Source organism: Bacillus luti (assembly GCF_001884105.1).
GTDB classification, from domain to species: domain Bacteria; phylum Bacillota; class Bacilli; order Bacillales; family Bacillaceae_G; genus Bacillus_A; species Bacillus_A luti.
This window is the reverse complement of sequence record NZ_MACI01000057.1, coordinates 64,184-79,776: the sequence shown is the minus strand read 5'-3', so window position 1 is coordinate 79,776 and position 15,593 is coordinate 64,184. Positions and strand designations below refer to the sequence as shown.

The window sequence follows — 15,593 nt, the reverse complement described above, 5'->3', positions numbered from 1 at the left end:
TGTAGACAAATTCCTATGTTTAAATTTATGAGAGGAAACAAGATATATGACTTGTATTTTAGGACAACTAACCTATCATAACTTTATTATGTAAACAGTAATATACACTTGGTAATATTTTTTCTACCATTACTTATCCAATTATATAAGTAAAAAAGCCTGTTTAAGTTCTACACTTAAAGCAGACTTTTCCTACTTTTCATATTGAAAACACATAACAAAAAGTTCGATTTTAAATTAATACATCACTTCAATTGTAAATCCACCAGGTGCTTTAACATAAAACGTGTACGCATGTGCACGTTTAGGAGGTTCGACCAAAAATCCATCCTCCTTCAATCTTTGATTCATCTTATTTACTTGTTCTTCACTTTCTTGAGGAAACCCTACATGAAATGTTTGCGGATAATGTACGTCTTTCCCTTTCATTAACGTTAATATAAATCCATCATTATCACGCATAACCGCAAAGCCATTTCCCCTTGTTCCGCTACAAGTTAAACCAAAATACTTTTCTAAAAACTCTCTCGCAGCTACTACATCTGCAACTGTTAAATTAAGATGTTTAATTCCCAACCCAACACCTTCTTTCTTAATTTTCTAACATTTTATCATACAAATAAAAAACACGCCTTTCACAGCGTGTTTCATTGCTTCACATACACTTCAACAACCGGATTCTCTTTATGATCCGCATGTAAGCGTATATTCTCTTCACTCGTACTATAAATACTAGCTAATAACATAATCGTTAACACATTAGGAGTTTTTGCATCGCTCCCATATTTCCTTTCCAGCGCTTCCTTATATTCAAAATCCAAGTCCCCCTGCACATATGTATACACTTCAAATCCATCTTCTAAATTGCAAACTATCGTATCAATAATATCTGCCCCTACTTGTTTTTTCATTTCATCTCGTAATGCTTCAATAAATGCTTCCCACGGTACTTCGTATGTCTGAAACTGATCTGTAGATTTCATTGCCTTTTCCTCCTTACTATATCCTTTTCCTATATTCCCCCTTTCACATAACAATTATGATAGATAGGTCATTCGTACAAGCCGCACTTGTCCCCTTTACATATCGTATTACTGTAATGCGGAAGGAGGAAAGAACATGCATAGACAAAAATGTTATGATACATGTCAGCGGTACTTCGGAAAAGTTGTTCGGATTGAAGACCGGGATGGACGTGTTCATTTAGGAAAAATAATTGATGTGACAAGAGACTCTGTATGGATTGAACCAATGCAACAACGCTCATCTTTTGATACAGGATTCGGATACTATAACGCATATGCAAACGGTGGTTGTGACCTTTGCGGTGGTCTTAGCAGATGTGATAGCTGTGGATTTGGTTGTGGTGGCGGATTCAGTAGCTGTGGCTGTGGAGGTCGTGGTTGCGGTAATTGTGGTTGCGGAGACGGCTGGGGCGGCCGTGGTTGTGGCTGGGGCGTTGAACTCGGATTTGGTTTTATCTTCGGAATTACTTTAGCTGCATTATTTTTCATTTAACATAGTAAAGAGTTGGCTAAAGACAACCAACTCTTTTTCTTTACTTTTCACATATAAATATGCGATGACCTAAAACATGTTGGTACATAAGTCTTACATGTTCATGCTGTACCCACGCCTCATATAAATCATTTGGAATATATGATGATACATTCCATTCTGGCTCTTCTGTGTAGCTAGAGATCGTTTCTGCAATTGTTCCACCGCCAGCAATTTTAACTCTTTTAAAATTTGCTTTTTGAAATAATTGTACCCACTCTCTCTCAGTTAATAGTTCTTTCATCCCATATAACTGGGTAATTTTTTCTTCCTCTTTTTTCTCAATATGTGTATCAATAATCATTTCAATAACAACAAGTTTGCCACTCTTCTGCAATACACGATAGCACTCCGAGATAACTCTTTCTTTATCTGTAAAAGCGAGTATCGATTCCCCAAGTACAAACTCAAATGAATCGTTTAGGCAAGGTAATTGTTCTGCATCCCCTTGAATTAATTGTATATTCAATCCTTCAAACATCCATCTATCTTTCGCCTTTTGAATCATAATTTCATTCTTTTCAACCGCTGTTACTTTATAACCAAATCTTTTTGTCATATACGCCGCTGTTTTTCCAGTGCCACAACCTATCTCAAGAACATTCGCTTCATGTCTAAGAGGTAGTTGTTCTAACAATTGTTTCGTTAATGTAAAACCACCAGGATGAGCACTACCTATTCCGTAATAAGCTAAAAAATCTATATATACGTTTCGTCTCATCGGATTCTCCCTTTTTTTATTTTATATATTCGTGGAAAGAAGAAAAGTGCATAGAAAAAAGGGCGCATTATGTGCGCCCTTCATCTTATTTTTCATCACCGATATATGCCCATTTGTAGCTGTAATCTCCACCAACTGGATGGTGAACAATACCTTTAACTTTTGCTTTTTGAACGATTGCATCACCACGTTGATATAATGGTGCAATTGCTGCGTCTTCAAGTAGCATTTTCTCAGCTTTCAGTAAGCTATCCCAACGTTCTTTTGTTTTTGTTAATAGCTCACCTTTACCTTTTGCTACAATTTCATCATATTTCGGATTTGAGTATCCAGTTTGGTTATGAGGTCCATCTGTAACAAACATATCAATGAATGTCATTGGATCTAAGTAGTCAGGTCCCCAACCAGCATAAGATAAATCATAATCTAGGTCAGACTCTAATTTTAATTTTTGTTTAAACGGCTGGTTTTTCAAATTCACTGTTAAGCCTGGTAAGTTTTTCTCAAGCTCCCCTTTTAGGAACTCCCCTACTTTTTTCGCATTATCGCTATCATAGTTTAATAGCTCAATTGTTACTTGCTCTTTTCCAAGGTCTTTTTTCGCTTTTTCCCAATGCTCTTTTGCCTTTTTCACATCAGTTTTTAAAATATCACCGTTTTCTTTACGGAAGTCTTTTCCGTCCGGACTCTTAGCAAATTCTTTTGGTACTAAGTAATCTGCAGGTGTCGAGCCGTCATTTAAAATAACATTCGTTAAACCTTTTTTATCGTACGCCTTCGCAATCGCTAAACGTAAATCTTTGTTCTTTAACACTGTATCTTGGCCACCACGTTTTTGGTTTAAACGTAAGAAGAATGTTGAAGGTGTTTTTTGTGTATAGAAATCTGGATTCGATTTATACTTATCAACAAATTCAGATACAAGTCCAGAACGATCAATTTGTCCACTTTCATATAAGTTTACACGTGTGCCGCTATCTTTTACTACGTTAAAGTTGATTTCTTCTAACTTAACTGTTTTATTATCCCAGTATTGTGCATTTTTCTTTAATTTCCAACCTTCTTCATGTTTCCAGTCTGTTAATGTAAATGGTCCGTTGTATAGCGTTGTATCTGCTTCTAAACCGAATTTCTCACCTTTTTCTTTTACGAATTTTTCATTTAACGGATAGAATGTTCCGAATGAAGTTAATTCTACAAAGTAAGGAACTGGATTTTCTAATTCAACTTCTAACGTGTAATCATCTACCGCTTTTACACCTAACGTATCAAGCGGTGCTTTTCCTTCATTAATTGCTTTTGCATTCTTTACATCAAACATAATGTATGCATATTCCGCTGCTGTATTTTTATCTACCGCACGTTTCCAAGAAAATACGAAATCTTTCGCTGTTACAGGATCACCATTCGACCATTTCGCATTTTTATTTAATGTAAATGTATACTTTTTGCCATCATCACTCTTTTTATATGATTCAGCAACCCCTGGAGTTGCTTTATTCTCTTTATCAAGTCGATATAAACCTTCCATTACGTTGTTTAAAGCAAGAAACGATACTTGGTCTGTCGCTTTCGAAGAATCCATAGATGGAATCTCTTGAGCCTCTGTTAAATTCAGTACTTGCTTCGCTGCTAATTTTCCACCTTCTTTTTCACCGCTTTTCGGTGTTGTGCTTGCCTTGTCTTTTTCCCCTGATCCAGAGCAAGCTGTTAATGCCATACTCATTACTAAAACTGGTGCTACGACCGCTGTTAATTTTTTCATCTTTTTTCTCTTCATTTTCTTGTACCCTCCCCAATTATATGTACGATATTAACATTTAGAAATTCTCTGCTAACTTTCGTTATCAGAAAATTCTTATTAATTAATATTCTACTATTTTTTCACGTTTTGTAAAGTAGTTTTGTAAAATTTCTAAATTTTTTCACTTTTCAATACTATCAACTTGTTATTTTACTATTATTACTAGACGAATTATCCCCCATCTACTATATGTATACATGGCTACCCTTATTCTTCTCTATTACTAAATTTTATATTTGTTTTATTCATGTATAACCGTTACTGAACACCACTACAGCGATGCTTTGAAATCGCTTTCAAAACATACTCTATTCTCTTATACATATAAAAGAACATTTCAAAAGCAGCTCAGCCACTTTTGAAATGCTTTCATATTATTTTTTTCCGCCATCCTCAGTTACATATGCCCACTTAAAACTATATTCTGGACTAATGTTATGCTTAACAATTCCTTTTACATTTGGCTTCATTACATACGATCTTCCTGTTTGATATAAAGGAACTAATCCTGCATCTTCTTCAAGGAATAATTTTTCTGCTTTTCCTAACGTTTCCCAACGCTTCTTCGGATCAGACAGTAATTCATTACCTGCTTTCCCTACCATTTCATCGTATTTTGGATTTGAATAACTCATTTGGTTATATGGGCTCTTCGATTCAAACATATCAATAAACGTCATTGGATCCGCATAGTCTGGGCTCCAACCAGCGTAAGAGATTTCATAATCTTGAGCTGACTCTAATTTTAACTTTTGTTTGAACGGCTGAATTTTCGTATTAATCGTTACGCCTTTTAAATTCTTCTCAATTTGATCTTTTACATAGTCTCCGATTTTCTTCGCAACTCCATCATCATAACTTAACAATTCAATTGTAACTTGATCTTTTCCAAGTTCTTTTTTCGCTTCTTCCCATGCTGCTGCGCCTTTTTTCGGATCATATTTCAGGCCATTTTTAAATGTATCTTGGTAATCTTTACCGTCTGGTCCTGATGCAAGCCCTTTTGGAACTAATTGATCCGTTGCTTTTGATCCATTATTTAAAATTACATTCGCCAAGCCTTTTTTATCAACTGATAATGCAATTGCTTCACGAAGCTTTTTGCTCTTTAATGGCGTATCTTGTCCGTTACGTTTTTGATTTAAACGTAAGAAGAATGTGCTTGATTCTGCATACTCACCGTATTCATCTTTATTCGACTTATATTTATCTACGAATTCTCCTGATAGTAATGTAAAATCAATCGATCCTGTATCATATAAATTTACTTTCGTAGCAACTTCTTTTACAACACTGTAATTAATTTCTTCTAGTTTCACAGTCTTTTTATCCCAATATTTATCATTTTTCTTCAATTGCCACCCTTGTTCATGTTTCCATGAAGCCATAACGAATGGCCCATTATACACCGTTGTATCTGCTTCTAAACCGAACTTATCGCCTTTTTCTTTTACAAACTTTTCATTTAGCGGATAATATGATGGGAATGCTAGTAAATTTAAGAAATATGGTACTGGCTTTTCTAATTCTACTTCTAATGTATAATCATCTACCGCTTTTGCCCCTAATTCTGTTACAGGTTTTTCTCCTTTATTAATTGCCTCTGCATTTTTAATATAATAGGCAATAAACGCATATTCTGCTGCTGTATTTTTGTCAAGTAAGCGCTGCCATCCATATACGAAATCTTTCGCTGTTACAGGATCACCATTCGACCATTTCGCGTCTTTACGTAGTTTAAATGTATATTTTTTGCCATCCTCGCTTTTCGTACTAGATTCTGCTGCTGCAGGAATTGGCTTATTATCTTTATCAAGACGATACAATCCTTCCATCGTGTTTCCTAAGATTTGTGCACCTAACGTATCAGTAGATTTAGAAGTGTCCATCGTTGGAATTTCTTGATTTTCTGTACGATTTAATACTTGTTTCGCTGCATACTTAATATCAGATTTTTTTTCTTCCCCACTATTAGATGTAGTATTCGTTTTCTTTCCCTCACCTGACCCAGAGCATGCTGTTAATGCCATACTCATCGCTAAAACCGGTACTACAACTGCCGTTAACTTTTTCATCTTTTTTCTCTTCATTTTTGTATCCTCCCTAATTATACGTACATTACCAAACTTTGAGAGACCCCTAGTTAATATTTATTTTCAGAAAATTACAACTAATGTTATTCTACTCTTTTTCCCGCATTTGTAAATAGTTTTATTTTAAATATTCTGATTTTTTAACTCGTAATTTAGTATAATTTATCCCCCATCTACTATATGTACACACTATAGGCCTTATTCTTCTCTATTTAACTGCACTAAAAATTAATATTTTAAGCACACTAAAAAAAGCATTTCAAAGTAGCATAGCCGCTTTGAAATGCTTTTGAATCACTATTATTTTTCAGTTACATATGCCCATTTAAAGCTGAATTCTGGACTGATATTATGTTTTACTACACCTTTTACATTTGGTTGTAAAACATAAGAATCTCCACGTTGGTATAAAGGTACAATCGCTGCATCTTCTTCAAGTAATGTTTTTTCAGCTTTCCCTAGCTCTTCCCAACGTTTTTTCGCATCATTCATTAATTCCGTTCCAGCCTTCTTCACCATTTCATCATATTTAGGATCAGAGAAGCTCATTTGGTTGTGAGAATGCTTAGACTCAAACATATCTAAGAATGTCATTGGATCTGCATAATCTGGATTCCAACCACCATACGAAATATCATATTGTTGCTCAGATTCTAATTTTAGTTTTTGCTTAAATGGTTGAAGCTTAATGTTAACTGTTACACCTTTTAAGTTTTTCTCAATCTGGTCTTTAATGTATTCTCCAACTTTTTTCGCATTACCAGTATCGTAGTTTAAGAATTCAATTGTAACTTGATCTTTTCCAAGTTCTTTTTTCGCTTCTTCCCAAGCTGCAGCAGCTTTTTTCGCATCTGGTTTCAAACCATTTTTAAATGTTTCTTGGAAGTCTTTACCGTCTGGTCCAGCTGCTAAGCCTTTTGGTACTAAAGAGTCAATTTCTTTTGATCCATCATTTAAAATTACGTTTGCTAAATTCTTTTTATCAATTGAAAGTGCAATTGCTTCACGTAATTTTTTGCTCTTTAATGGCGTATCTTGTCCATCACGTTTTTGGTTCATACGAATGAAGTACGTACTCACTTGTGAATATGTTCCGAATTCATCTTTCTTACTTCTGTATTTATCAACGAACTCTCCATTTAATAAAGCAAAGTCAACTTGACCGCTATCATATAGATTGACTAAAGTTGCAGCCTCTTTAACAACACTAAAGTTAACTTCTTCAAGTTTTACAGTCTTTTTATCCCAATATTGATCATTTTTCTTTAATTGCCATCCTTGTTCATGCTTCCAATCTTTAAGAACGAACGGTCCGTTATAGACTGTTGTATCAGACTCTAAACCGAACTTCTCGCCCTTTTCTTTAACGAACTTTTCGTTTAATGGATAGTATGATGGGAATGCTACTAAGTTTAAGAAGTACGGTACTGCTTGCTCTAACTCAACTTCAAGCGTCAGATCATCTACCGCCTTCACGCCTAATTCAGCTACAGGTTTTTCTCCTTTATTAACTACTTCTGCATTTTTAATCGGGAATGCGATAAATGCATACTCAGCAGCAGTTTTTGGATCTAATAGACGTTGCCAAGCGTATACGAAATCTTTCGCAGTTACTGGATCTCCATTTGACCATTTTGCATCTTTGCGTAGTTTGAACGTATATTTTTTACCATCTTCACTTTTCGTGCTAGATTCTGCTGCCGCTGGAATTGGCTTATTGTCTTTATCGAGACGGTATAACCCTTCCATCGTATTCCCTAGCATTTGTGAAGATACTGTATCAGTTGATTTTGAAGAGTCCATTGTCGGAATCTCTTGTGTTACTGTTCGATTTAATACTTGTTTTGCTGCTAATTTTTCCCCTGACTTACTATCTCCACTAGAGCTAGAATTTGTGCTTGTCTTCTTATCTCCACCTGATGTAGAACATGCTGTTAACGCCATGCTCATTGCTAAAACTGGTGCTACAACTGCTGTTAGTTTTTTCATTTGTTTCTTTTTCATTTTCTGTACCCTCCCTAATTCTAAACGATACCTATTCAAGAATTTTCTGATAATTCTGTTTTTCTTTATATATTTATCAGACGATTCTTATTAATTCTTATTCTACTAATTTTTTGAATTTTGTAAAGTATTATTATTAAAAATTTTTAAAAAATTATTTTTTTACAGTAATATTCATAAAAATTCCATATACTATTCACATTCTATTTCCTATTCATGCAAATGTACCGTTTTAATAGTGTTTATTATATTTATAACTTAAATCTCTATAAGTTATTGTTAATAAATAATGTATATTTTTAGAAATTTCTTTCCTGCAAAAATAAAAAAGCCAGCAATGCTGACTTTTTATCCGGCCATTTTCTCTCTTTTCATTTGCTCTACTACTGTTGTATATTTCTCATCGTCGAATTCATTTTCACTTTTCGCAACAACTACAGTCGCAACACCGTTACCAATTAAATTAACGATGGCACGTGCTTCTGACGGCAATTCATCTCCACCTGAATTGTTGGGTTTCACCCGTAACACAAATCAAATAGAGTCTTCTTGCCGAAAGAGATAAAAAAGCAGACATTACGTCTGCTTCAATTCTCCTCAATCTGCTTCTCACTTAATCCAAGGTGTGTTCTAAGAGTATTACTCAAACTCTGTAAATCTTTTTTATTAGGGTTATAATAATATACAGGTTGTCCCTTGGGTCCGTTAGGTAAATATAGATCATCACCGGCTAATTGAGTCTTTTCAATCGAACCATTTAAACCATATTTATAAAAAGATAAAATATCATCCATTGCTAAATTTGTTTTAAAATCACCGTCAACTGCCTCAACCATCTTCTCTAGCTTTGTAATTGAACCTACACTTTTTAATTTACTTAAAATCGCTTCAATAACAAGTTGTTGGCGCTGACCTCTCATTGCATCACTATCAATATGGCGCGTTCTTGCTAGTGCGAGTGCTTCTTCCCCTGTTAATTTTTGTAGTCCTTTTTTCAAATGAATCGCGTCAGGTTCATCTTTACTATTTTGTTCTGTAAATTCAACTGGGACATCTACTTCAATACCATCTAACCCATCAACAATTTTAATAAATGAGCTGAAATTAAACTTCACAAAATAATCAACTGGCACTTGCAATAGTTTTTCTACTGCTTCAACAGATGCTTGCGGCCCCCCATCTTTACCATTTTTAATAAACCCTCTTCCATATGCATGCGTTATTTTATCCTTTTTCTTTTCAATTGGGACATATGTATATGTATCACGTGGTATGCTTGTTAATTTCACAGTCTTATCGTCTTTATTAAAAGTAGCCAACAATAACGCATCTGTATGAAATGCACCATTATACTCCTTTTGTCGTTCTTGATTTTCATCAATTCCCATAATTAAAAGTGAAACATTATTGGTAATCGGCTTTACAGTTTCCTCACGTAAATTTGATTTTTCACCACGTGCTAAATTAACATTTGATTTTTGTACAAGATTAGAAGTTTTCATATATACGTAAGCACCATATCCAACTCCGCCAAATAGTAATACTACTAACAATACACTTATTATCGTTGTCTTTTTATATTTTCGTTTATTTTTCTTTTCTCTTGAAGAAGAGTGATTCTCCATATAGTTTCCTCCGTTTTCTATTCATCTAATATATTTTTCAATTTCTCATAATTAGCGCTTTCCTTTTGAAATGCATTCTCTTTCAATCCTTTATCTATTTGTATCCATTCGGTCGTAATCGAATATTGAATCATACCTTCGTGGAAACTAAGAAACTTCAACATAATCCCTGTATTTTTCTCTACAACCATTTCAAATTTCCCTCTTAAATCTTCAGATGTACTTGCAGGCATTTCTATGTTTATTGTCCCTTCTATTTTGTGGCAATCAAGTCCCAGATACTTCGTTTCTTTATAATTCCAATCTTTATATCGGATTAATAAATCAGCAAATTCTGATTGAATACTAGACTTCGCGAATCCCACATATTCATCATCATATCTTTTTTTCTCACCTGATTTTCTCAATAACCTTTCCGTAGGATTTAATTTTAATAGTTCATTGTTTCTTTCTTTCGGGATCCATTTTGTCTCTTTATATGTATACTTCTCGTCATCAAATTCTTTTTTCTTGCCCTCGTTATATATAAGCGTTCGTTTTTTCGATAGTTTATCTTCTTTAGAAGAGATACCTCTTTGCTTTCCTGTATCAATTGCATATTTATATGTTGTAGCGATTCTTGAAGAGCTAGAGTACTCCTCAAATTGTCCTGAAATATTATTAAAATGATCAATTGAATCAAGCATCTTTTGATGAATCTTTTCTTTATCTGGATAATTTACGTTCGACTTTATTTCCTCTTCATTTTCGTAATCAGAAAATGCCTTTTTCTTTACATATTCAAATACTCCACCGTTTTGCGCAAAGCTTTGTATAGAAAACTCAGACATAGATACAATTGAAAGCACTAGAACAGCAACACTTATAACCATCGTATACACTCTGTAATCTTTCTTTTTTACCGGCAGATTATGTAGTGTACCATTAATCTTTTCATTTAATTCTGGCGGCACTATAACATTCTCTTCTTTTATTCTTTTTTTTAATTTCTCATCAAATAATTTTTCATTATCCATCCTTTACACCCCCTCTTCCATCTTTAATCGTTTTTGCAGTTGTTCCCTCGCACGTGACAATCTCGATTTCACTGTTCCTTTTGGTACTTCTAAAAGCTTCGCAATACTATCTTGATTCATATCTTCATAGTAATAAAGAACCGTAACAGCTCTTAGCTCTTCATGTAACGATTGAATCGCATTACACAAATCTATATCTTCATACTGATCACACGCACTCATATTGTAATCATTCTCTTCTGTCACAATTACATTTTTATACGCTCTAATAATATTGTTACATTCATTCATTAAAATTCGAATTAACCAAGTTTGAAAAAACTCTTCTTTTTTTAATTTTTTTATATTCTCATAGGCTTTTAAAATTGTTGTCTGTATCGCATCCTCTATATTTGGCTCATCTCGTAACATAGCCTTTGCAATACGATACATCTTCACTTTTTCTGTATGTATAAGCGCCATAAACGCTTCATGATCACCTTTTTTCGCTAAAGAAACACCCGTTTCTTCTTTTACAATCATTTTATATAAAGGGATTACTTTCACAATTGCTCCTCCTGTTTCATCCTCACTTCAAATTTAACTTTACATGTATTAGACGGATGAGCCTATGAAAAGGTTCAATTTTTCGAATATTTTTGTAAACAAAAAGGTAAATATCCTTTTTAGAATGCTACACAAGAAACATATCAGTTGAAATTTCCAAATGAAAAAAGCCCACTTTCTCAGTGGACTTTCTACTTTACAACGGTAAATCCCTCTTCCTAAACACTACAATCGCTATGATGAAAATACAAAGTGCTCCAGCAGTTAACCCTATACTTACCGGCCATATATTATACGTTCCTTCAGCAATTTCTTTCGGACGAAATAGCGTAAATAATGATATATTTCTCATCCACTCTAACTTATCGCTTAATTTCCCTACCATATCTAATGCGAAAAATAAAATAGTTAAACTTGCTGAATAGCTAAGTGCCTTTCTTTCGTCATTACATATACAAGAAAAGAAAAACGAATACGCACTAACAACTAAAAATATGAGCCCCCCGACTATATTTATCTTCAAAAATAGTTCTTTATTTAAGTTATTATCTTGTAAAAACCATTCTGCCCCTACTATACCCGCTACATACGTAACGGATACAATAATCAATAGTCCCAATATGAGAACAGCAGCTTGCGTGATTGCAATTTGTACTCTAGATACAGGTGTCGCTAATAAATATGCCATCGCTCCTTTATCTACATGCCGTGCCATTAAATGTGTCGCAACTGTAACGCAAAAAATTGTTAATATGATAATAAACAATAGACTATAGTACTCACCAGCTAAAAAATCCATCACATTTTGAATTGGACTTTCCATACCAACAATTTTTTTCACACTATCAGGCATAGCACTTATTAATTCATTTAACCCTTTCGCTGATACCATTGAAGGGAATATCCAAATTAATAACCATAAATAAAGAGCTGCACCAGTTGCGTAACTCAAAATACTTTTTTGTGTCTCTTTCAAACTAGCTAAAAACAATTGCTTATTCATGCTTTACCCCTTCTTTCTTATCGTAATAATGCATAAATAAATGTTCTAAATCCATTGCTCTCGTTTGAAGTGCCGTTACATTATAGTTTGAAAGTGTTTGTAAAACCGTTTGATAGTTTCCTTGTACAATAATCGATGCTTCTCTACCTTTCACCACTTCAAATTGCAAATCACACTTTGTAAGAGACTCAATTTCTTCTTGCGACGATACTGTTACATCTATCACTTGTCGTCTCATGCTTTGTAAATCATGAATATTTTCAACTGTTACAAGGCGCCCATCTTTAATAATCGCTACTCGGTCACATGTACGCTCAATCTCCGTGAATATATGTGAAGACATAAGAATCGTTTTTCCTCTTTGCTTTTCCTCTAATATTAAATCTATAAACACTTGCTGCATAAGTGGATCGAGTCCTGATGTCGGTTCATCTAAAATTAACACTTCCGGATCATGCATAAAAGCAGCAACAATTCCTACTTTTTGCTTCATTCCTTTAGACATTTTTCGAATCGGTGTTTTCACATCGAATTGCAGACGTTCTATTAGTTCATCTCGCCTTTTCGTATCCTTTAACCCGCGCATTCCTTGCATTAACTTTAAAAACTCTAATCCGTTCATTCCTTCAATAAAAGAAATTTCTCCCGGTAAATATCCGACTTGTCTTTGAATTTTCGCTGCTTCATTCCAACAATCTAATCCGAAAATTGATGATTTTCCATCTGTCGGTTTTATAAATCCCATTAAATTACGAATTGTTGTGGATTTCCCGGCACCATTTGGTCCTAAGTAGCCAAAAACTTCTCCTTCTTTTACATCAAAGGTTATATGAAACAAACCTTTTCCATTTGAAAACTGTTTTGTGACATTTTGAACTGAAATCATAATTCCACCTCATTTTTTGAAATATTTAATATATGATATTTCAAAATTATTGTACTCCTCATCTTTCATATTCGCAACAACTTTTTGAAATATTTATATGTCCATATTTCAAAAATATTGTTTTCACCTATATTTTCTTGTATATTTTTATTGAGGTGATTGTATTGAACGGCTTTGAAAAAGTGAAAGAAAAGAAAAAACGTGCCATTAAAGATGCGGCCTTTAAATTATTTTCAGAACGTGGATTTAATGAAGTGAAAATAGAACATATTGCAAAAAAAGCTAACGTTTCTCAAGTTACCATTTATAATCATTTTGGAAGTAAAGATGCGTTATTTAGGGAGCTTATACAAGAATTTATCATATCTGAATTTCAATATTATAAAGAGCTTGCTGAAGAAAAATTACCTTTTCATGATATGATGCAAAAAATGATTGTAAGAAAAATGAATACTGGCGGGTTATTTCAGCCTGATATGTTACTACAAATGATGCAAAGAGATGAAATTCTCCGAGAGTTTATTTATAGTTATCAAAATGAAAAAATACTGCCATGGTATTTAGAAATATTAGAACAAGCACAGCGCAATAATGAAATTAATCCTCATCTTACTAAAGAAATGATGTTACTTTACATTCAAATGTTTACTAAATTAGGTGATGATTTTGGGGCACAGCTTCTTGAAGGAGATCGCGAAAAACATATACAAGATATCGTTACGATGTTCTTTTATGGACTATCCGTCCCAGAAAAATAATTTTTCCTAAAAAACAAATAAAATCACAAAAAAGCCCTTTGGACATTTAAATCTCAAGGGCTTTTTCATGTCAAAAAATGACTAAAACTAACTTTATCTTAAAGAAGTTAAATGCTGCTTTATAGATAATACCTTATTATAGATTAACTCTTTTAGCATAACAGGCTGAATGGAGAGAATCGTTTCACCGAAATTCAGAAAATAACTTGAAATAAACTCAACTTCTTGTTTGTTAAAATAGCCTGTTATACTATAATTCTCATTTTCTTTTTGCATCTTCATGGAAGGATAATTCTCTTTATCAAAAATGTCTTTTCCTTTTTGATTAACAATGACAATAAAATCAGTTGCATCAGGCTTTCTATGAAAATTAGTAAGATAACTTAACAACTCTTCAAGATTTTTGGGATTCGTATTGCTTGTTTCCTCAATAAAAAGAATTTTATCACATCTAATTATTTGAACATGATTTGTCTCAAAGTTAAAGATTTTAGCATACCACTGGCTAAATTTAGATTCAATTCGAATAAATTGGGCGACCAATACTTTCTCCACATCTTTTTTTAAATATGTTAAATTATAAACTCGCTCAGCAAAAATCCCCTGTAAAATTTCTTTTAAGAACGGACTAAAATTACTATGATTTGTTACTTCAAAAGAAAGCGTTCGTTCCATAATTGAAATATTTTTACTCACATTATCAGGTAATACATGTTTAAATTTATTTTCAAGCGCAATACTTTCTATATTAAATGGTTTTGTCTTGTATCCATTTAATGTAAGAATCGAAAAGTATAACGCATACATTTCATCCGCACTAAAATAAATTGGCGATAACACACTATTTTCTATAATTTTATAACTTCCATTTCTACCTAATTCAGAATATATTGGTACACCTATTTCTTCCAATGATTGAATATCTCGTAAAGCTGTACTTTTAGAAATATCATATTTAACCATTAAATCTTTTAAATTAAAATGCCTTTTATTATTTAAGAAAATAAGCATATCATTAATTCGTTCCGTTTTTTTCATATTTCCCTCCCTAAAGGTATCATGTATTGAAACCTTTTTAGTCTATATTATAATTATTAACTAATAAAGGAGTTATATATTTATGACATTAGAAATAGCTATTTTTCTTTCCATGAATGGGCATGCAAAGGAGGCAATTAATTTTTATACACGCAATTTAGAAGCTAAGCAGTTAATGAGTGTTACGTATGAAGAACTAGCCAAAAGAGATCGTTCTTTTAAAATTACAAGTGAAAATAAAGATCATATTGCTCACTCTGTTTTACAAATTGGGAATACAAAGCTAATGATAGCAGAAGATACAATGAATCCTAAGGAACGTTATAACGTTGGAAATAATATGTCACTTTGCATTCAAAGCGCTAATTTAGAAGAAATACAAAGATTTTATAATAATTTAATTTCCGATAAGAACGTGAAGATACTCTCTCCGCTAGAAAAAAATATATTTAGTGAAGCATATGGGATTATTGAAGATCCTTACGGCATACAAATCCAGTTAATGTATGACAAACGACTAAACTAAATAATTTGCCATATTC

The 15,593-nt window shown here is 33.2% G+C and carries 15 protein-coding genes and 1 pseudogene; 3 read left to right on the top strand and 13 right to left on the bottom strand.

Features of this window, described 5'->3' with window-relative positions; genetic code table 11:
- Nucleotides 1-237: 237 nt before the first annotated feature.
- A complete protein-coding gene (locus tag BAQ48_RS12945) occupies nt 238-576 on the bottom strand; it encodes a VOC family protein (RefSeq protein ID WP_071711383.1) in 339 nt (112 codons plus the stop codon).
- Nucleotides 577-647: 71 nt separating this feature from the next.
- The gene (locus BAQ48_RS12940) at nt 648-983 is read right to left on the bottom strand and encodes a hypothetical protein (RefSeq protein ID WP_071711382.1); all 336 of its coding nucleotides are present in this window, start codon (nt 981-983) and stop codon (nt 648-650) included.
- 136 nt (nt 984-1,119) lie between these two features.
- Here BAQ48_RS12940 and BAQ48_RS12935 point away from each other — a divergent pair, with 136 nt between their 5' ends.
- Entirely contained in the window at nt 1,120-1,518 is a 399-nt protein-coding gene (locus BAQ48_RS12935; protein ID WP_000554979.1) for a hypothetical protein, read from the top strand.
- 40 nt (nt 1,519-1,558) lie between these two features.
- On the opposite strand, the gene BAQ48_RS12930 is transcribed toward BAQ48_RS12935, so the two are convergent.
- The 10 genes and pseudogenes from BAQ48_RS12930 to BAQ48_RS12890 all read right to left on the bottom strand — a co-directional run bounded on the left by BAQ48_RS12930 (nt 1,559) and on the right by BAQ48_RS12890 (nt 13,255).
- Nucleotides 1,559-2,278 carry a class I SAM-dependent methyltransferase gene (locus BAQ48_RS12930; protein WP_071711381.1) on the bottom strand — a complete coding sequence of 240 codons (720 nt, stop codon included), beginning with the start codon at nt 2,276-2,278 and terminating at the stop codon, nt 1,559-1,561.
- 85 nt (nt 2,279-2,363) lie between these two features.
- Complete coding sequence (locus tag BAQ48_RS12925; protein WP_071711380.1) at nt 2,364-4,058, bottom strand: peptide ABC transporter substrate-binding protein; 1,695 nt, start codon at nt 4,056-4,058, stop codon at nt 2,364-2,366.
- A gap of 398 nt (nt 4,059-4,456) precedes the next feature.
- Complete coding sequence (locus BAQ48_RS12920) at nt 4,457-6,172, bottom strand: peptide ABC transporter substrate-binding protein (protein ID WP_000823461.1); 1,716 nt, start codon at nt 6,170-6,172, stop codon at nt 4,457-4,459.
- 303 nt (nt 6,173-6,475) lie between these two features.
- Nucleotides 6,476-8,179: a peptide ABC transporter substrate-binding protein gene (locus BAQ48_RS12915; protein WP_000730164.1), complete on the bottom strand. Its 1,704-nt coding sequence runs from the start codon at nt 8,177-8,179 to the stop codon at nt 6,476-6,478.
- Between the two features lie 348 nt (nt 8,180-8,527).
- A pseudogene (locus BAQ48_RS28260) lies at nt 8,528-8,683 on the bottom strand (C4-dicarboxylate ABC transporter); the annotation flags it as partial.
- 83 nt (nt 8,684-8,766) lie between these two features.
- Nucleotides 8,767-9,804, bottom strand: a complete 1,038-nt coding sequence (locus BAQ48_RS12910) for an LCP family protein (protein ID WP_071711379.1) — start codon at nt 9,802-9,804, stop codon at nt 8,767-8,769.
- Between the two features lie 17 nt (nt 9,805-9,821).
- Nucleotides 9,822-10,820, bottom strand: coding sequence for an anti-sigma factor (locus BAQ48_RS12905; protein WP_071711378.1), 999 nt, complete (start codon nt 10,818-10,820; stop codon nt 9,822-9,824).
- Between the two features lie 3 nt (nt 10,821-10,823).
- The gene (locus BAQ48_RS12900; protein ID WP_071711377.1) at nt 10,824-11,366 is read right to left on the bottom strand and encodes a sigma-70 family RNA polymerase sigma factor; all 543 of its coding nucleotides are present in this window, start codon (nt 11,364-11,366) and stop codon (nt 10,824-10,826) included.
- A 196-nt stretch (nt 11,367-11,562) separates the two neighbouring features.
- Complete coding sequence (locus BAQ48_RS12895; protein ID WP_071711376.1) at nt 11,563-12,369, bottom strand: ABC transporter permease subunit; 807 nt, start codon at nt 12,367-12,369, stop codon at nt 11,563-11,565.
- A complete protein-coding gene (locus BAQ48_RS12890) occupies nt 12,362-13,255 on the bottom strand; it encodes an ABC transporter ATP-binding protein (protein ID WP_071711375.1) in 894 nt (297 codons plus the stop codon). Before BAQ48_RS12890 ends, BAQ48_RS12895 begins: the two co-directional genes overlap by 8 nt.
- 164 nt (nt 13,256-13,419) lie before the next feature.
- Here BAQ48_RS12890 and BAQ48_RS12885 point away from each other — a divergent pair, with 164 nt between their 5' ends.
- Nucleotides 13,420-14,013 (top strand): TetR/AcrR family transcriptional regulator, encoded by a 594-nt coding sequence (locus BAQ48_RS12885; protein WP_016086833.1) that lies wholly within the window; start codon nt 13,420-13,422, stop codon nt 14,011-14,013.
- Nucleotides 14,014-14,106: 93 nt separating this feature from the next.
- Here BAQ48_RS12885 and BAQ48_RS12880 read toward each other — a convergent pair whose 3' ends face one another.
- A complete protein-coding gene (locus tag BAQ48_RS12880; protein WP_071711374.1) occupies nt 14,107-15,051 on the bottom strand; it encodes a helix-turn-helix transcriptional regulator in 945 nt (314 codons plus the stop codon).
- 82 nt (nt 15,052-15,133) lie between these two features.
- Here BAQ48_RS12880 and BAQ48_RS12875 point away from each other — a divergent pair, with 82 nt between their 5' ends.
- Nucleotides 15,134-15,577: a VOC family protein gene (locus tag BAQ48_RS12875; protein ID WP_071711373.1), complete on the top strand. Its 444-nt coding sequence runs from the start codon at nt 15,134-15,136 to the stop codon at nt 15,575-15,577.
- Nucleotides 15,578-15,593 lie beyond the last annotated feature (16 nt).

Bases quoted from the DNA above. Each gene is read 5' to 3' on its own strand.
- BAQ48_RS12940 (WP_071711382.1), bottom strand. From the start codon at position 983: ATGAAATCTACAGATCAGTTTCAGACATACGAAGTACCGTGGGAAGCA.
- BAQ48_RS12935 (WP_000554979.1), top strand. From the start codon at position 1,120: ATGCATAGACAAAAATGTTATGATACATGTCAGCGGTACTTCGGAAAA.
- BAQ48_RS12930 (WP_071711381.1), bottom strand. From the start codon at position 2,278: ATGAGACGAAACGTATATATAGATTTTTTAGCTTATTACGGAATAGGT.
- BAQ48_RS12925 (WP_071711380.1), bottom strand. From the start codon at position 4,058: ATGAAGAGAAAAAAGATGAAAAAATTAACAGCGGTCGTAGCACCAGTT.
- BAQ48_RS12920 (WP_000823461.1), bottom strand. From the start codon at position 6,172: ATGAAGAGAAAAAAGATGAAAAAGTTAACGGCAGTTGTAGTACCGGTT.
- BAQ48_RS12915 (WP_000730164.1), bottom strand. From the start codon at position 8,179: ATGAAAAAGAAACAAATGAAAAAACTAACAGCAGTTGTAGCACCAGTT.
- BAQ48_RS12910 (WP_071711379.1), bottom strand. From the start codon at position 9,804: ATGGAGAATCACTCTTCTTCAAGAGAAAAGAAAAATAAACGAAAATAT.
- BAQ48_RS12905 (WP_071711378.1), bottom strand. From the start codon at position 10,820: ATGGATAATGAAAAATTATTTGATGAGAAATTAAAAAAAAGAATAAAA.
- BAQ48_RS12895 (WP_071711376.1), bottom strand. From the start codon at position 12,369: ATGAATAAGCAATTGTTTTTAGCTAGTTTGAAAGAGACACAAAAAAGT.
- BAQ48_RS12890 (WP_071711375.1), bottom strand. From the start codon at position 13,255: ATGATTTCAGTTCAAAATGTCACAAAACAGTTTTCAAATGGAAAAGGT.
- BAQ48_RS12880 (WP_071711374.1), bottom strand. From the start codon at position 15,051: ATGAAAAAAACGGAACGAATTAATGATATGCTTATTTTCTTAAATAAT.
- BAQ48_RS12875 (WP_071711373.1), top strand. From the start codon at position 15,134: ATGACATTAGAAATAGCTATTTTTCTTTCCATGAATGGGCATGCAAAG.